The sequence below is a fragment of the Brevundimonas sp. UBA7507 genome, assembly GCF_002478355.1.
Taxonomy (GTDB): domain Bacteria; phylum Pseudomonadota; class Alphaproteobacteria; order Caulobacterales; family Caulobacteraceae; genus Brevundimonas; species Brevundimonas diminuta_D.
The window spans coordinates 540,341-557,112 of the sequence record NZ_DLNP01000013.1 but is presented as its reverse complement, the minus strand read 5'-3'; the positions used below and the strand labels follow the sequence as shown (position 1 = coordinate 557,112).

Below are 16,772 nucleotides of genomic sequence, written 5' to 3'. Positions count from 1 at the left end.
CATGTAATACACATCCGGCCGCCCCGACGAAACCGTCGCCGCGACCATGGCAAATTCAAGCGTGACCGGGGCATGATTTCTCGGTCTGGAGTCAGTTTATGAAAATCGAATTCGTCGCTTCGTCGGGTGCAGCCGAAATTCTCGCCTTGCTGGTTCATGAGGGGCGGGCGCTGGCTGGGACCGGACCGACGCTGGATCAGGCCGCCTCGGGCGCCCTGGCCAAGGCGATGAAGAACAGCCGCTTCAACGGCGCCGCCAACAGCAGCCTGAACGTCGCGGCTCCGGCGGGGATCGACGCGAACGCCGTCCTGCTGGTCGGCGCGGGCGCGGCGGACAAGCTGGACGATCTGGCGGTCGAAACCGCGGCTGCGGCCGCCTATCAGGCGACCAAGCTGTCGGGCGCCGAAGTCCTGACCATCGACGTGTCGCACCTGTCGCCGGAACTTGCCGCCCGCGCCGGATTCGCCGTGCGCCTGGCCGCCTATCGCTTCGCCAAATACCTGACCAAGCAGAAGGCCGATAAGATCCCGTCGGTGACGACCGTGCGCGTCGTGACCTCGGACGTGAAGGCCGCAGAGGCCGCTTTCCAGCCGTTGTCGGCTGTGGCCGACGCCGTGCTGTTCGCGCGCGACCTGGTGTCGGAGCCCGCCAACATCCTGTACCCGGCCGAGTTCGCGCGCCGCGTGAAGGAGCTGGAGGCCCTGGGCGCCAAGGTCGAGATTCTGGGCGAGGCCGAGATGGAGAAGCTGGGCATGGGCTCGCTGCTCGGCGTCGGGCAGGGCTCGGTGCGTGAAAGCCAGCTGGCCGTCATCCAGTGGAACGGCGGCAAGGAAGGCGAGGCCCCCATCGCCTTCGTCGGCAAGGGCGTCTGCTTCGACACCGGCGGCATCAGCCTGAAGCCCGCTGACGGCATGGAAGAGATGAAGTGGGACATGGGCGGCGCCGCCGCCGTGGCCGGCCTGATGCACGCCCTGGCGGGCCGCAAGGCCAAGGTCAACGTCGTCGGCGTTCTGGGCCTGGTCGAGAATATGCCTGACGGCGCCGCACAGCGTCCGGGCGACGTGGTCACCTCCATGTCGGGCCAGACCATCGAAGTGCTGAACACCGACGCCGAGGGCCGCCTCGTTCTGGCCGACGCCCTCTGGTACACGCAGGACCGCTTCAAGCCGAAGTTCATGATCGACCTGGCCACCCTGACGGGCGCCATCATCATCTCGCTGGGCCTGGAATACGCGGGCGTCTTCACCAATAGCGACGAACTGGCCGCCAACATCGCCGACGCCGGTCCGAAGGTGGGCGAGAAGTCCTGGCGCATGCCGATCCCCGCGGAATACGACCGCCACATCGACAGCCCGATCGCCGATGTGAAGAACATGGGCAACGGCCGCGCGGGCGGCTCGATCACCGCCGCCCTGTTCCTGCAACGCTTTACCAACGGCACGCCGTGGGCGCACATCGACATCGCCTCGACCGCCTGGGTGAAGGACTCCAAGAACCCGACCGTGCCGGACGGCGCCGTGGGCTATGGCGTGCGTCTGCTCGACCGCATGGTCGCCGACCACTACGAAGGCTGACCTCAGTTCAGGAAGGTAGGGTCGGGTGTCTGACGCCAAGCCGGAAATCTGGTTCTATCATCTGGAGCGGTCGACGCTGGAACAGGTGCTGCCGACCCTGCTGGAGCGCACGCTTCAGCGGGGATGGCGCGCCCTGATCCGGGGCGCGACCTCGCACCGGCTCGACGACATCGACGAGCTTTTGTGGACCTATCGCGACGACAGCTTCCTGCCGCACGGACGGGCTGACGGCGGACACGCTGCGCGCCAGCCTGTGCTCCTGTCCGAATCGGGCGAAAATCTGAATGGCGCTCAGGCGCTGTTCATCGTCGATGATTCAGAGCTTGGGGCCACGCAGGAGTTCGCACGTTGCTTCATCATTTTCGACGGTCGGGACGAGCAGGCGCTGAACCATGCGCGCGGGCGCTGGCGGACGCTGAAGGCGGACGGCGCCGACCTGGCCTACTGGAAACAATCGGACGAGGGCCGCTGGGAAAAGGCGGCCTGATCCTGGGCGTCGGCCTGGTCGCCCTGTCGGCCTGCGCCTCGCCGCCGCCTGTGCGACACGCCGGCCAGCCGACGGCGCCGGTGCGGACGCCGGTCTCTTCCACTGAACGGCCCTATCTGTCCGAACCGGGCGTCCGCAGCATCGACGGCGACATGTGCAAGGCCGGCGAGCTTCAGTGGCTGGTCGGGAAACCGCGCAGCCAGATTCCCGTTCCGGTGGATGTAGTGAACCGTCGCGTCGCCTGCACGACCTGTCCCGTAACCGAAGACTATTCGCCTTACCGCTTGAATATTTTCTATAATCAGCAGACGGGCCTGGTCGAACAGGTTCGCTGCGGCTGATCGAAAAGGACGCCGCCATGAAGACGATTCTGACCCTGAGCGCCGCAGCGGGCTTCCTCGCCCTGGCCGCCTGCGCCCCGACCCAGGGCGGCGGCGCGACGCCTGCGCCCGGCGGCGAGGCGACCCCCGTCGCCTGCAAGGCCAGCGACTATCAGGAGTATGTGGGGCGCAATCGCTCGACCATTCCGACCGCGCCGCAAGGCCGCATCTTCCGCGTCCTGTGCAGCAGCTGCGCGGCGACCATGGACTATCGCGAGAACCGCGTGACCTTCACCTACGACGACAAGACCAACGTGGTGACGCGCGTCAGCTGCGGCTGAATCCCCTAGAATATCCGCTCATCCCGGCGTCCGCCGGGGTGAGCGGGGATCAGGGCTGTGGGGCTTATTGCTCCAGGCCGTAGAGGGCGTCGGCGACGTCCTCTACCTTCTGGCGCACCACGGTCTCCGCGTCGCGCAGGCCGCGGTTGTAGAACAGGCGGCCGATGTCGCGGCCGATGAACTCCACCAGCATTTCGGCAGGCAACTGGCCGACCTCCACCTCCAGCTCGTCGCGCAGGTAGGCGCGCAGACGGGCAGACGCCTCCTGCATCTCGTCCTTGGTCAGCAGGGGCGGCGTCTTGCTCATCAGGAGACCTCGGCCAGGGCTTCCTCGGCGGCGATCCAGTCGGCCTCGGCCTGATCCAGATCGGCCTGGGCCTTGGCGCGGGCGCGCGTCAGGCCTTCCAGTTTCTTCGGATCATTGACGGCGGCGTTGGCCAGGTCGTCGTCCAGCCGCGCCAGGTCGGCGGTCAGCTGGGCCATCCTGTCCTCGGCCTTCTTCACCGCATGGCGGAGCGTGGACGGAGACGGCCCCTTCTTCTTTTCGGCCTTGGGCGCGACGGCGGGCGCGGGAGCCTCGGCCACAGCTTCCTCATGCTTGACCTGGCTGGGCTTCATCCCAGCCTGCTTGGCGCGGTCGAGGACGAACTTCTGATAGTCGTCCATGTCGCCGTCGAACGGCTTCACCGACCCGTCGGCGGCCAGCCACAGGCGGTCGGCCACCAGCTCCATCAGCGAGCGGTCGTGGGTGATCAGGATGACCGCGCCGGTGTATTCGTTCAGCGCGTCCAGCAGGGCGCGGCGGCTGTCGATGTCCAGGTGGTTGGTCGGTTCGTCCAGAATCAGGATGTGCGGCGCATCCATCGCCACCAGGTTCAGCAGCAGGCGCGCCCGCTCGCCGCCCGACAGCGATGCGACGGTGGTCTCCTGCTTCTCGAACGGCAGGCCGAATTGGGCCAGACGGCTGCGGCGGCTGCTTTCCGAGGCGTCCGGCATGGCGCGGCGGATGATCTCCAGCGGCGTGTCGGTCGGGTCCATCGCCTCGATCTGGTGCTGGTGGAACCAGCCCACGCGCATCTTGCCGTCGCGATGGAACTCGCCCGTCTCGACGGTCAGGGCCTTGGCGATCAGTTTGGCGAAGGTCGACTTGCCCGCCCCGTTGACGCCCAGCAGGCCGATGCGGTCGTCCAGATCCATCCGCAGGTTCAGGTTTTTCAGGATCGGCTTGCCCGGCTCATAGCCGACGTTGGCCTTCTCCAACCGGATCAGCGGCGGGGGCAGGGGGCGTTCGGGCGAAGGCAGGGTGAAGGGGGCGACGCGCTCCTCCGGCGGCAGTTCGATCCGCTGCATCTTCTCCAGTCGCTTGACGCGCGACTGGGCCTGGGTGGCCTTGGAGGCCTTGGCCTTGAAGCGGTCGATGAACTTTTGCAGGTGGGCGCGCTCGGCGTCCTGCTTGGCCTGGGTCGACGCCATCAGGCGCAGTTTTTCGGCTCGCGTCTTTTCGAAGGTGTCGTAGTTGCCGGTGTAGAGGTCCAGCTTGCGGTTCGACAGCTGCAGGATGTGGGTGCAGACGCCGTTCAGCAGCTCGCGGTCGTGGCTGATGATCAGGGCCGTGTGCGGATAGCGTTTCAGCCGCTGCTCCAGCCACAGGGCGCCTTCCAGATCGAGGTAGTTGGTCGGTTCGTCCAGCAGCAGCATGTCCGGCTCGGCGAACAGGGCGGCGGCCAAGGCGACGCGCATCCGCCAGCCGCCCGAGAACTCGGCCATCGGGCGCAGGATGTCATCGTGGCTGAAGCCGAGACCGGCCAGGATTTCAGAGGCGCGGGCGGGCGCGCTGTCGGCGTCGATCTCGATCAGACGGCCCCAGATCTCGCCCATTTCCTCCGGCTCGGCGGTTTCCAGCCGGGTCAACAGGTCGTGGCGCTCGACATCGGCTTCCAGAATGGTGTCCAGAACGCTGACGGGCGTCGCGGGGTGTTCCTGATCCACCGAGCCGATGCGGGCGGTCTTGGGCAGGGAGATTTCGTCGCCGTTGGCGGCCAGTTCACCTAGGATCAGCTTGAACAGGGTCGACTTGCCGATGCCGTTGCGGCCGACCAGGCCGACCTTGGACCCCGGCGGCAGGCTGACGGAGGCGTCGTCCAGGAACTCGCGGCCCCAGGCGTTGTAGGTCAGGTTTTTGATCTGCAGCATGGGAACCGGAAAGAAAAAGGCTTACGCGCGGGGATATTGGAAAGATGTGCGGCGCTCGCTATAAGCCGCCGACCCTCAAACTCCCAAACAAGAAGTCACTCCCATGACCGAACGTACGTTCTCGATCATCAAGCCGGACGCCACCCGCCGTAACCTGACGGGCGCCATCAACGCTGTGATCGAAGGCGCCGGCCTGCGCATCGTCGGCCAACGCCGCGTCAAGCTGACCGAAGCCCAAGCCAAGAAGTTCTACGAAGTGCACGCCGAGCGCCCCTTCTACGGCGAACTGGTCTCGCAGATGATCGCCGAGCCGGTCGTCGTCCAAGTGCTGGAAGGCGACAACGCCGTCGCCAAGTACCGCGAAGTCATGGGCGCCACCAACCCGAACGACGCCGCTGAAGGCACCATCCGCAAGCTGTTCGCCCTGTCGATCGGCGAGAACTCGGTCCACGGTTCGGACTCGCTGGAGAACGCCGGCATCGAGATCGCCCAGTTCTTCACGGACGCTGACATCGTCGGCTGATTTCCGACCCGACGCGGCCTGTTTTTCTGAGCCGCGGTCAAAAGGCTTCGCCTTTTCGACCCGACGCGGCTTGATCGTTTGCGGCCAAGCTGTGTGACAATTCGGCCCGCCCTCGGAACCGGGGGCGGGCCGTTTCGTTTTCATGGTCACGCTGTCTCTCGAAGAAGAACAAGGATGACCGCCATGAAGACGATGCTGAAACTCGCCCCGGTGATCGGCCTGACGGCTCTGTTGGCGGCCTGCGGCACGACCACGGAACAACGCGCCGCCACGGGCGCCCTGGGCGGCGCGGTCGCCGGTCAGGCGATCGGCGGCAACACCGGCGCGACCGTCGCCGGCGGCGTCATCGGCGCCGTGGCAGGCGCCGCCACCACGCCGAAGAAGCCGCACGAGTAAGGCTTTCTTCGCAAGGCGAAATAAAAAGGGCGTCGGCCGCGAAGCCGACGCCCTTTCCTTTTGTCCGTCGCCGGACGCGCCGCTTACCAGATGCGGGCGCGCTTTTGGGGGGCGATGTATTCCGCCTGATCCGGGGTGACGCCGAAGGCGGCGTACCAGGCGTCGATATTGCGCGGCGGGGTGGCGGCGCGCGCCATGCCGGGCGAGTGCGGGTCGGTGGTCAGCTGCTCTTTCAGAGCCTCTTCACGCGACTTCTCGCGCCACACCTGGGCCCAGCCCAGGAAGACGCGCTGTTCGCCCGTCAGGCCGTCGATCACCGGGGCCGGCTGGCCGTTCAGGCTGCGCTTATAGGCGTCCAGCGCCATCAGCAGCCCGCCCAGATCGGCAATGTTCTCGCCCATCGTCAGGTCGCCGTTGATGTGCATCCCCGGCACGGGCTCCTCGGCGGCGTAGATGGCGCCCAGGGTCTTGGCGCGTTCCTCGAAACGGGCGGCGTCTTCCGGCGTCCACCAGTCGCGCAGCACGCCGTTGGCGTCGGTCTTGCGGCCCTGATCGTCGAAGCCGTGGGTGATCTCGTGGCCGATCACGGCGCCGATGCCGCCGTAGTTGACCGCCGGATCGGCGTTCGGATCGAAGAAGGGCGCCTGCAGGATGGCGGCCGGGAAGACGATCTCGTTGCGCGGCGGGTTGTAATAGGCGTTCACCGTCTGGGGCGTCATGCCCCATTCCAGCGGATCGACCGGCTGGCCGATTTTGCTGCGGTTCCAGGCCCAGTCGAAGGCGGAGGCGCGCTCGACGTTGCCGTAGAGGTCGCCCGCCGTCAGCTCCAGCCCGTCATAGCTGCGCCACTTCTCGGGATAGCCGATCTTCACGCCGAACTTGGACATCTTCAGCAGGGCCTGCTCGCGCGTGGCCTCGCTCATCCAGTCCAGGGCCTTCAGGCGCTCGGTCATGGCGGCGCTGAGGTTGGCGACCAACTGCTCCATCTGCGTCTTGGACGAAGCCGGGAAGTGCAGGCGGACGTACTCCTGGCCCAGAACCTCGCCCAGCTGGCCGTCGACCAGGGCGACGCCGCGGTTCCAGCGCGGACGGTTCTCGGGCTGGCCGCGCAGGGTCTTGCCGCGGAACTCGAAGCGCGAGTCGACGAATGCGTCGGACAGATAGGGGCTGGCCTGATCGACGGTCTGGAAGGCCTGCCAGGCCTTCAGCGTCTCGATCGGGGTGTCGGCGAAAACCTGGGCGATGCCGGGGATGGCGGTGTTCTCCATCAGCACCAGGGTCGGCACGCTCTCGACCTTGGAGGCCTGCAGGAAGGCGGCCCAGTCGAAGCCCGGCGCGAAGGTCGACAACTGCGCGGCCGGGGTCGGGTTGTAGATCTTGTCGATCTGGCGGCGCTCGACCGTGGTCCAGTGCTTTTCGGCGACCTTGGTCTCGAAGGCCAGGATGTCGGCGGCGGCCTGGGCCGGGTTGCTCCACCCGGCGGCGGTCAGGGCGCGCGTGACATAGCCGACGTAGGCTTCGCGTTGCGAGGCGAAGTCGGGCTTCAGATAATAGTCGCGGTCCGGCAGGCCCAGCCCGCCCTGGCCCAGATAGGCCGAGTTGACGTTGGGGTCTTGCAAGTCCTCGAACACGGCCACCCCGAACAGGGAGCCGCCGAAGCCTTCGTGGCTGGCGCCCATCAGGCGGGCCATGTCGCTGTGGTTCGCGACGGCGCGGATGGCGGCCAGGTCGGCGGCCAGGGGCTGGGCGCCCAGCTGGTTCACGCGGGCCTCGTCCATGAAGCTGGCGTACAGGGCGCCGACCTTGCGGGCGTTGTCGTTGACCGGGTTGGCGGCGCTGGCTTCGATGATGGCGCGAAGCTGGGCCTGCGAGTTCTCATACAGGACGTCGAACGGGCCGAAGCGGGCCTTGTCGGCCGGAATCTCGGTATCGCGCAGATAGACGCCGTTGGCGTAGGCGTTGAAGTCGTCGCCTGGCTTCACGGTCAGGTCGCGGCCGTCCAGGTCGAAGCCCCAGGGCTTGATCTCGGGCGTGGTCGAGGCGGTCGCCGAGGCGTGGGCGTGTTGGGCTAAGGTCGGCTGAGCCGAGAAGGCGAGGGCGAGCGCCATGGCGGCGGCGCCCATCAGGCGGGTTTTCATCATCGGGTCTTTCCCAGTGGTGCAGACGTGCGCGATTACGCCATCAGGACGGCGCATTCGTGCTTGCGGGCAACCTGCGCTCGCCTGCGACCGGCTGTCGCATTAAAAATCGTTAAGGATTACGAGCGGCGGACGAAATCGGCGAGCGCCTGGGGATAAAGGCCGTGCTCCGCCGCCTTGACCCGTTCCGCCAGAATGTCGGGCGTGTCGCCCGGCAGGATCGGCACGCGCGCCTGGCCCAGGATCGGGCCTTCGTCGACGCCCTCGGTGACGATGTGGACAGTGCAGCCCGCCTCAAGGTCGCCGGCCTCGATGGCGCGGGCGTGGGTGTTCAGGCCGGGATAGAGCGGCAGAAGCGACGGGTGGATGTTCAGCATCCGATCCGCCCATTTCCCGACCAGCCACGGGGTCAGCAGGCGCATGTATCCGGCCAGGGCCACGACCTGGACGCCGCGTTCGGCCAGGAGGGCGTCGATCGCGCGCTCGTGCGCCTCGCGGTCCTTGCCGAAGGGCTTGTGCTCGACAGTCAGCGCCTCGACGCCCGCCGCCTCGGCCTTGGCCAGACCGCCCGCGCCCGCGATGTTGGAGACGACGACCACGACTTCATACGGCGCGTCCGCCGCCTGACCCGCTGCGATCAGGCTGGCCATGTTCGAGCCGGTTCCCGAGATCAGGACGGCGACGCGGGTTTTGGCGACGGACATGGGCGGCTCACGCGTTGGAAAAGGCGCGACTGCCATGCGGCCCCGACGGCGACTTAGCAAGAGGGACTGCGAGGCGAAGGGGAGGGCGTAGCGCCGCCGAACGAATATCGACCAACTGACGCAAACTCCGTTGCTTCTTCGGAAACGGCGGCGCTAGCGTCGATCCGCCGGAGAGTCCGGCATCCTAGGGGGAGTATCCTATATGCGTCGTCTGTTGACCGCCGCCTGCGCCGCGGCCCTGTTGGCCGCGCCGGCCGTTTCCATGGCTCAGGAAGCCGCGTCCAGCGGCGGCTCGGGTCCGATCCGCTCGGCGGCCGAACGTCTGCGCAACGCCAACGCCGAACAGATCGAGAAGAACTGGGCCCGCGCCAGCGCCGACGAACAGACGGTGACGACCAGCCACTCGATCACCGCCCACGGCCGCGCCATGCGCTACAAGGCCACGGCGGGCACTCTGACGGTCCGCAACGACGCGGGCATGCCGACGGCCAGCCTCTTCTATGTGGCCTATACGCTGGACGGCCAGCCGGTCGGCCGTCGCCCGATCACCTATATGTTCAACGGCGGGCCGGGCTCGCCGACGGTGTGGCTGCACATGGGCGCCTTCGGCCCGATGCGGGTCCAGACCGACGCCCCGGTGGTCGAGCGTCCGGGGCCGTTCAACCTGGCGCCCAACGACATGACCCTGCTGGACAAGACCGACCTGGTCTTCATCGACATGGTCGGCGCCGGCTATTCGCGCCCGCTGGGCGAGACCCCGGGTTCGGCCTTCTGGGGCGTGGATCAGGACGCGGACACCTTCGCCCGCGCCATCATGCGGTACACGACCAAGTTCGACCGCTGGTCCAGCCCGAAATACGTGCTGGGCGAAAGCTACGGCACCCTGCGCGCCGGCGCCCTGGTGCATCAGCTGGAAAGCCGCGGCATGTCGCTGAACGGCGTGGTGCTGCTGTCGTCGATCATGAACTACGGCGTGCGCCAGCCGGGCTATCCGCAGAACTTCGTCACCCTGCTGCCGACCTATGCGGCGACGGCCTGGTATCACAACAAGATACCGAACAAGCCCAGCCTGGAAGAACACGTCCAGCGCGCCCGCGAATTCGCCATCGGCCCGTACTCGGCCGCCCTGTCGAAGGGGCATCTGATCTCGGACGCCGAGCGCGCCCAGATCGCCCAGCAGATGAGCGCCCTGATCGGCATTTCGCCCGAGGTTCTGGATCAGGCCAATCTGCGCCTTGAGCTGAGCCCCTTCCGCAAGGAGCTGCTGCGCGATCGTCGCCAGACGGTCGGCCGCCTGGACACCCGCTACCTGGGCATTGACGCCAATGCGGTCGGCGGCTCGCCCGAGGAAGACCCCTCCAGCAGCGCCATCACCGGCGCCTATTTCAGCATCTTCCGCGACTATGTGGCCACGACGCTGAACTACCGCACCGACATGGATTATCGCCAGTCGGCGCGCGGCCTGCCGGGCTTCGACTGGGACTGGAGCCACCGCCCGCCGGTCGGCGGCCCGCAGACGACGCCGAACACGGCGGTCGACCTGGCCACGACCATCCGCCGCAATCCGCACCTGAAGGTGCTGGCGCTGAACGGCTATTACGACGCCGCCACGCCCTTCTTCAGCACGGAGTACGACCTGGCCCAGATGATGCTGGAGCCGCACCTGCGCGGGAACCTGGAGTTCACCTACTATGAAGGCGGCCACATGATGTACACGGCCCGCCCGGCGCTGGAGCAGCTCTACACCGACATGGCCAAGTTCTACGACGAGACGCAGAACGGCGGCATTCGCTGATCTCGGCGACAGTCTGAACAAGGAAGGCCCTGGTCAGCGCGACCGGGGCCTTTTTCTCTTCATGCCCGCTCATCCCGGCGGACGCCGGGATCCAGTGCTTTGGCTAAGGACGCGGCGCTTGCGGTCCTTACTGGGCCCCGGCGTCCGCCGGGGTGAGCGGAAGAAGCGTGGACGCAAAAAAGCCCCCGGTCGCGTTGACCGGGGGCTTTTGTCTTGTCGGAAGGCTGCCGCCTTACGCCGCCTGCAGTTGTCCGCAGACAAACGCCGTCTCGCCCGCGTTCAGCAAGGCGGCCAGCACCGGCTCGACGTTCTCCGGCGCGACGATCAGGATGAAGCCCACGCCGCAGTTGAAGGTGCGGCGCATCTCGTGATCCGAAACGCCGCCCGTCTCGCCCAGCCACTGGAAGACGGCGGGCATCGGCCAGGCGCCCCAGTCGAAGCGGGCTTCCAGGCCCTCGGCGATGCAGCGCGGCGGGTTCTCGATCAGGCCGCCGCCCGTGATGTGGGCCGCGCCCTTGATCAGGTCCGCCTTCATCAGCGGCAGGACCGGCTTCACATAGATGCGGGTCGGCTCCATTAGGGCCTGGGCCAGGGTCTGGTCCTTGGCGAAGGGGGCGTCGTCGCCCCAGGCCAGGCCGGACTTCTCGACCACCTTGCGGATCAGGGAATAGCCGTTCGAGTGCGGACCCGAGGAGGCCAGGCCGATGATGACGTCGCCGGCCTTCTGCTGATCCAGATAGGGCAGAACCTTGCCGCGCTCGACCGCGCCGACCGAGAAGCCGGCCAGGTCGTAGTCGCCGCCCGAATACATGCCCGGCATTTCGGCCGTTTCGCCGCCGACCAGGGCGCTGCCCGACTGGCGGCAGCCCTCGGCGATGCCGGCGACGACGCGGCGCGCGGCGTCCACGTCCAGCTTGCCCGTGGCGTAGTAGTCCAGGAACATCAGCGGCTCGGCGCCCTGCGCCAGCAGGTCGTTGACGCACATGGCGACCAGATCGACGCCCACGCCGTCATGGCGGCCGGTCTCGATGGCGATCTTCAGCTTGGTGCCGACGCCGTCCGTGGTGGTGACGATCAGCGGGTCTTCAAAACCGGCGGCCTTCAGGTCGAACAGGGCGCCGAAACCGCCCAGCGAGGCCTCTGCGCCGGGGCGGCGCGTGGATTTGGCCAGGGGCTTGATCGCGTCGACCAGCTGTTCTCCGGCGTCGATGTCCACGCCTGCATCGGCGTAGGTCAGACCGTTTTTCAGGGCCTCGGGGGTGTCGCTCATCGGTCACGGCTCGAAATCGGGGGCGAAAATTTGTCGCGGCGCTCTTGCCACGACGGCGTCGCGCGGGGCTATAGCATCGGAATGACGCCAATCACCACCAATGACGCGCTGATCGCCTTCTGCGAGCGTTTGGCCAAGGCCCCGTACATCACCGTTGATACGGAATTCATGCGGGAAACGACCTACTGGCCCAAGCTGTGCCTGATTCAGGCGGCGGCTTCGCCAACGGACGCCGCCATCATCGATCCGATGGCGGAGGGGCTGGATCTGGAGCCTTTCCTCGACATCCTGCGGGACGAATCGATTCTGAAGGTCTTCCACGCGGCCCGGCAGGACGTGGAGATCTTCAACAAGCTGGGCGCCATGCCGCGCCCGCTGTTCGACACCCAGGTCGCCGCCATGGCCGCCGGTTTCGGCGATCAGGTCAGCTATGAGGCTCTGGTCCGTCAGATGCTGCGTCAGGAGCTAGACAAGGGCAGTCGCTTCACCGACTGGGCGCGTCGCCCGCTGTCGGACGCGCAACTGACCTATGCCCTGGGCGACGTGACGCACCTGTCGGCCCTGTATCCCAAGCTGCGCGACCGGCTGCAGAAGGAAGGCCGTCTGGACTGGGTCATGTCGGAAATGGGCGCGGTCACGGACCCGGCCCTCTACGACACCTCGCCCGAGAACGCCTGGAAGCGGCTGAAGCCCAAGAAGTTCAACGCCAAATATCTGGCCGCCTTCGTCGCTGTCGCCGTCTGGCGCGAGCGCGCGGCCCAGGAGCGCGATCAACCGCGCGGCCGCATCCTGAAGGACGAGGCCATCGACGAGATCGCCGTCCAGGCGCCGACCGACCCCGACGCCTTCAACCGCCTGCGTTCGGTGCCCAAGGGCTTCGGCGGCTCGCGCCTGGGGCTGGAGCTTGCGGCCGAGCTGAAGCGCGTTCTGGCCGACCCTGAAGCCCACGCGCCCAAGCTTGAGCGCCCGGCGCACAACCAGCCGGCGCCGCCTTCGGTGGTGGAACTGCTGAAGGTGCTGCTGAAGGCCAAGAGCGACAACGCGGGCGTGGCGTCAAAGCTGATCGCCACCGTGTCGGACCTGGAGAAGATCGCGCTGAACGACAACGCCGACGTCGAGGCCATGAAGGGCTGGCGCCGTCAGCTGTTCGGCGAGGACGCGCTGAAGCTCAAGAAGGGCGAGATCGCCCTGGTGCTGAACGGCGCCCGCGTCGAAGTGGTCGAGATCGAGGGCTGATCAAACCCTCTCCCGGCGGGAGAGGGCTTTATATCTTCAGGGTCAGATCCATCGCTTCAGCCAGCGCCTTGGCTCGGCGTTTCGTCTGTTCGCCCAGCAGCATGTCGGCGTAGCCCGTGGCGGCGGTGACGCGCAGGGCGCCTTTCTCGACCGTGGCCGTGGCGTTGGCCAGAAGCTGCGGCGAACGGCCCGACAGGTCGCAGGCCAGCCGCATGGCCAGCCCCAGGGCCCGGGCGCGCTTCTGGCCCTTTTCCGACAGCAGGCGGTTGACCGTTTCCGGCGCGGGCGTGCGCGCCTCGCCGCCATAGCGGGCGTTCATCGCCACCGCCATGAAGGCGCGCTCGGCGTGGGTCTGGCCCGGAATGGGCGACCACAGCACCTGATCGAACACCAGGTTGGTGCGGTGGTCCGGGTGCAGCCGCGCGCCCAGGTCGGCCAGGCGGCAGACCGAAGACGTCAGCAGGGCGTCGCGTTCCTCGCCGAACACCTCGGGCAGGGCCGAGGCGACCGATTGCAGCCAGCCGTCCAGCGCGCGGGGCAGGGCGGGGTCCACGCCCTGGCGCCCGCCCCAGGCGGAACACCCCGCCAGCAGGGGATCGACGGCCCGCATGGCCGGCTCCATGCCGTGATACAGCAGCCCCTCGCGCACGCCCCAGGCCGAGAAGTTGACGGAGGTCAGCCCCAGCCGTTCGATCAGCCCCTCCAGCACCAGGGCGGCGTAGGGCAGGGTCTCGGCGCGGCGCTTGGAAAGGCCGGGCAGCTTTTCGAGCGAGGCGCGGGACTGACGCGCGACCAGTCGGGCCATGTCGCGGGCGTCGGCGGCGCTCATGGCGTATTGATGGACGATGCGGATCGGGTGATCGGCCATGGCCATGTGCATCTGGGCCAGGCTGCGCCAGGCGCCGCCGACGGCGTAGAGCGTCGGGGTCGCGTAATCGTCTCCGATCGGCTCCAGCCGCTTGGCGATGCGGCCGCGCAGGCGATCGGCGTCGAAGCCCTTGGCGTCCAGCAGGGCGAAGGGCCCCAGCGGCAGGGTCACGCCCTTGCCGCGCGGACCGTCGCCGATCCGCGTCAGCTCCAGACTGGCGCCGCCCATGTCGGCGGCCACGCCGCGCGCGCCGGGATCGCCCGCCAGCACGCCCAGCGCCGAGTATTTGGCCTCTTCCTCACCGCTCAGGACGCGGATGAGCAGCCCCGTCTCGGCGGCCACGCGCTCGCAGAACAGCGGGCCGTCCTCGGCCTCGCGCACGGCGGCGGTGGCGGCGACCAGCACCTGGTCCGGCTGGACGCCCTCGATCACGGCGGCGAAGCGGCGCAGCGCCGTCATGGCCATGACCACGCCCGGTTCAGAAAGGCGTCGGGTCGCGGCCAGATCGCGGCCCAGACCCGCCAGAACCTTCTCGTTGAACATGGTCCAGACCGCGCGGCCTTCCAGCCGGTACAGCACCAGACGCACCGAGTTGGAGCCGATGTCGATGACGGCGATCTGTTTCGACTCGTATTCGCGCTCGGGGCTCATCAGCGGCGCTTCCGCGGCTTGAGGCCCGGATAGGACAGGGCGCCGGGCAGGGTCTTCACCTTGCGGCCGCGTCCCGACAGGCTGGGGTTGGTCATGAAGTATTTGTGCGCCGAGAAGGGCCGCTCCGACCCGCTGGGGGTCACCCGGCGATAGGAGCCGTCGGGCTCCAGCACCCAGCTCTGGGCGTCGTCCTTCAGATTGGCGACCATGATCTGGTCCAGCACCTGATCGTGGACGGTGGCGTTCAGGATCGGCGTCATCAACTCGACCCGGCGGTCCAGGTTGCGCGGCATCCAGTCGGCCGAGGAGATGTAGAGCCGCGCCCGGTTGCTGGGCAGGTCGTGGCCGTTGGCGAAGGCGACGATGCGGCTGTGCTCCAGGAAGCGGCCGACGATCGACTTGACCCGGATATTCTCCGACAGGCCCGGCACGCCGGGACGCAGGCAGCAGATGCCCCGGATGACCAGTTCGATGCGTACGCCCTGCTGGCTGGCGCGGTAGAGGGCGTCGATGATCTGCGGGTCGACCAGGGCGTTCATCTTGGCCCAGATGGCGGCGGGCTTGCCCTTGGCGGCGGCGGCCATCTCCTTGCCGATCATCTCGATCAGGCTGGACTTCATGTTCAGCGGCGAGACGACCAGGGCTTCCAACTCGTCCGGCGTCGCGTAGCCGGTGATGTAGTTGAACACCCGCGTCGCGTCGCGGCCCAGCGCCGGGTCGCAGGTGAACAGGCTCAGGTCCGTGTAGATCTTGGCCGTGACCGGGTGATAGTTGCCGGTGCCGAAATGGCAGTAGGTGCGAAGGCTGTCGCCCTCGCGTCGCACGACGACGCTCATCTTGGCGTGGGTCTTGTACTCGACGAAGCCGAAGACGACGTGGACGCCCGCCCGTTCCATCTGGCGCGCCCAGCGCAGATTGGCTTCTTCGTCGAAGCGGGCCTTCAGCTCCACCAGGGCGGTGACGTTCTTGCCGTTCTCGGCCGCCTCGATCAGGGCGGCGACGATGGGGCTGTCTTTGGAGGTGCGATAGAGCGTCTGCTTGATGGCGATGACGTTGGGATCGCGCGCGGCCTGACGCAGGAACTGGACTACCACGTCGAAGCTCTCGAACGGGTGGTGGATCAGCATGTCCTTCTCGCGCACCGCCGCGAAGATGTCGCCGCCGTTGTCGCGCACCCGCTCGGGGTAGCGCGGCTCATAGCCCTTGAACTTCAGGTCGGGATGGCCGCCGGGGATCAGTTCGGATAGTTGGGCCAGCCCCAGCATCCCGTCGACCAGCACCACGTCCTGAGGCTGGGCGTGAAGCTGGCCGATGATGAAGTCGCGCAGGTCGTCGGGCATGTCCGCCTGGATCTTGATGCGGACGACCGAACCCATGCGGCGCTGCTTCAGCGCCTCCTCGAACTCCATGACCAGATCTTCGGCCTCTTCCTCGATCTCGATGTCGGAATCGCGGATCAGGCGGAACAGGCCCTTTTCCAGGATTTCGCAGCCCGGAAACATGTGGTCGATGAACAGCAGCAGCAGGTTTTCCAGCGAGACGAAGCGCGTGCGTCCCGGCGTCGAGCGCCCGTCCGTCGCCAGCGCCCAGAAGCGCCGCACCTGGGTCGGCACCGGCACCAGGGCGTAGAGGACGCGATTGTCGCTGTTGCGGCGCAGCTTCAGCGCCAGCGAGAAGCCCAGGTTCGGCAGGAAGGGGAAGGGATGCGCCGGGTCGATCGCCATCGGCGTCAGCACGGCGAACAGCTGGTTCAGGAACTCCGGCTCCAGCCGTTCGCGCTCTGTCTTGGTGATGCGGGCGCGTTCGACGATCTCGATGCCGGCGGCGGCCATCTCCTTGCGCAGGACGCGCCACTGGCGCTGCTGTTCGGCCATCAGGCCGCCCGCCGCCGCATTGACCTGTTCGAGCTGCTGGGCCGGCGTCAGGCCGTCGGGCGAGACGACGCGCACCCGCTCGCGCACCTGACCCTTCAGGCCCGCCACGCGGGTCATGAAGAACTCGTCCAGGTTGTTGGCCGAGATGGACAGGAAGCGCACCCGCTCCAGCAGGGGGTGGCCTTCGTTCGCCGCCTCTTCCAGCACCCGCCCGTTGAAGGCCAGCCAGGACAGCTCGCGGTTGATGAACCGCTCGGGCGAGGCCATCAGCGCCTCGGACAGCTCCAGCTGCGGGGCGCGCGAGGAAGGGACTTCCTCGCCGGTGGTGTCGACGGCGATAGGCGCGAGATCAGTCATGATTCCGTTGTCGCTCGCGCCTGTGACGGCTGCAACCGTGATTGT

15 protein-coding genes are annotated in these 16,772 nt (G+C 67.5%); 8 read left to right on the top strand and 7 right to left on the bottom strand.

The window, feature by feature from the left end; all coding sequences use genetic code 11:
* The first annotated feature begins 98 nt into the window (after positions 1–98).
* From B3D50_RS10215 to B3D50_RS10200, 4 genes are read left to right on the top strand one after another with little or no spacing between them, the layout of a single operon-like run.
* Positions 99–1,574 carry a leucyl aminopeptidase gene (locus B3D50_RS10215; protein WP_286951063.1) on the top strand — a complete coding sequence of 492 codons (1,476 nt, stop codon included), beginning with the start codon at positions 99–101 and terminating at the stop codon, positions 1,572–1,574.
* 25 nt (positions 1,575–1,599) lie between these two features.
* Positions 1,600–2,061 (top strand): DNA polymerase III subunit chi, encoded by a 462-nt coding sequence (locus tag B3D50_RS10210; RefSeq protein WP_269297852.1) that lies wholly within the window; start codon positions 1,600–1,602, stop codon positions 2,059–2,061.
* A gap of 50 nt (positions 2,062–2,111) precedes the next feature.
* The gene (locus B3D50_RS10205) at positions 2,112–2,402 is read left to right on the top strand and encodes a hypothetical protein (protein WP_286951062.1); all 291 of its coding nucleotides are present in this window, start codon (positions 2,112–2,114) and stop codon (positions 2,400–2,402) included.
* Between the two features lie 17 nt (positions 2,403–2,419).
* Positions 2,420–2,722, top strand: a complete 303-nt coding sequence (locus tag B3D50_RS10200) for a hemolysin (protein WP_076222732.1) — start codon at positions 2,420–2,422, stop codon at positions 2,720–2,722.
* A 64-nt stretch (positions 2,723–2,786) separates the two neighbouring features.
* On the opposite strand, the gene B3D50_RS10195 is transcribed toward B3D50_RS10200, so the two are convergent.
* Together B3D50_RS10195 and B3D50_RS10190 are read right to left on the bottom strand one after the other, a co-directional pair.
* Positions 2,787–3,029 (bottom strand): DUF2164 family protein, encoded by a 243-nt coding sequence (locus tag B3D50_RS10195; protein WP_286951061.1) that lies wholly within the window; start codon positions 3,027–3,029, stop codon positions 2,787–2,789.
* Positions 3,029–4,915 (bottom strand): ABC-F family ATP-binding cassette domain-containing protein, encoded by a 1,887-nt coding sequence (locus B3D50_RS10190; protein WP_286951060.1) that lies wholly within the window; start codon positions 4,913–4,915, stop codon positions 3,029–3,031. The genes B3D50_RS10195 and B3D50_RS10190 overlap by 1 nt, the downstream gene beginning before the upstream one ends.
* 103 nt (positions 4,916–5,018) lie before the next feature.
* Here B3D50_RS10190 and ndk point away from each other — a divergent pair, with 103 nt between their 5' ends.
* Both ndk and B3D50_RS10180 read left to right on the top strand, forming a co-directional pair.
* Positions 5,019–5,438: a nucleoside-diphosphate kinase gene (ndk, locus tag B3D50_RS10185; protein WP_003165416.1), complete on the top strand. Its 420-nt coding sequence runs from the start codon at positions 5,019–5,021 to the stop codon at positions 5,436–5,438.
* Positions 5,439–5,612: 174 nt separating this feature from the next.
* On the top strand, positions 5,613–5,834 hold the full coding sequence (locus tag B3D50_RS10180; RefSeq protein WP_369822373.1) for a hypothetical protein: 222 nt from the start codon (positions 5,613–5,615) through the stop codon (positions 5,832–5,834).
* Positions 5,835–5,917: 83 nt separating this feature from the next.
* Here B3D50_RS10180 and B3D50_RS10175 read toward each other — a convergent pair whose 3' ends face one another.
* Positions 5,918–7,975, bottom strand: a complete 2,058-nt coding sequence (locus tag B3D50_RS10175; RefSeq protein ID WP_286951059.1) for a M13 family metallopeptidase — start codon at positions 7,973–7,975, stop codon at positions 5,918–5,920.
* 116 nt (positions 7,976–8,091) lie between these two features.
* Positions 8,092–8,676, bottom strand: coding sequence for a phosphoribosylglycinamide formyltransferase (purN, locus tag B3D50_RS10170; RefSeq protein WP_286951058.1), 585 nt, complete (start codon positions 8,674–8,676; stop codon positions 8,092–8,094).
* 202 nt (positions 8,677–8,878) lie between these two features.
* Here purN and B3D50_RS10165 point away from each other — a divergent pair, with 202 nt between their 5' ends.
* Complete coding sequence (locus B3D50_RS10165; protein WP_269297837.1) at positions 8,879–10,471, top strand: S10 family peptidase; 1,593 nt, start codon at positions 8,879–8,881, stop codon at positions 10,469–10,471.
* 232 nt (positions 10,472–10,703) lie between these two features.
* On the opposite strand, the gene purM is transcribed toward B3D50_RS10165, so the two are convergent.
* Positions 10,704–11,741: a phosphoribosylformylglycinamidine cyclo-ligase gene (gene purM / locus B3D50_RS10160; protein WP_286951056.1), complete on the bottom strand. Its 1,038-nt coding sequence runs from the start codon at positions 11,739–11,741 to the stop codon at positions 10,704–10,706.
* An 81-nt stretch (positions 11,742–11,822) separates the two neighbouring features.
* On the opposite strand from purM, the gene rnd reads away from it, so the two are divergent.
* Entirely contained in the window at positions 11,823–12,977 is a 1,155-nt protein-coding gene (gene rnd, locus B3D50_RS10155; RefSeq protein WP_003165412.1) for a ribonuclease D, read from the top strand.
* Positions 12,978–13,005: 28 nt separating this feature from the next.
* Here the strand turns inward: rnd and B3D50_RS10150 are convergent, their stop codons facing one another.
* Both B3D50_RS10150 and B3D50_RS10145 read right to left on the bottom strand, forming a co-directional pair.
* The gene (locus B3D50_RS10150; protein ID WP_286951055.1) at positions 13,006–14,496 is read right to left on the bottom strand and encodes a Ppx/GppA phosphatase family protein; all 1,491 of its coding nucleotides are present in this window, start codon (positions 14,494–14,496) and stop codon (positions 13,006–13,008) included.
* Positions 14,496–16,727 (bottom strand): RNA degradosome polyphosphate kinase, encoded by a 2,232-nt coding sequence (locus tag B3D50_RS10145; protein ID WP_286951054.1) that lies wholly within the window; start codon positions 16,725–16,727, stop codon positions 14,496–14,498. Before B3D50_RS10145 ends, B3D50_RS10150 begins: the two co-directional genes overlap by 1 nt.
* Between the last annotated feature and the right edge of the window lie 45 nt (positions 16,728–16,772).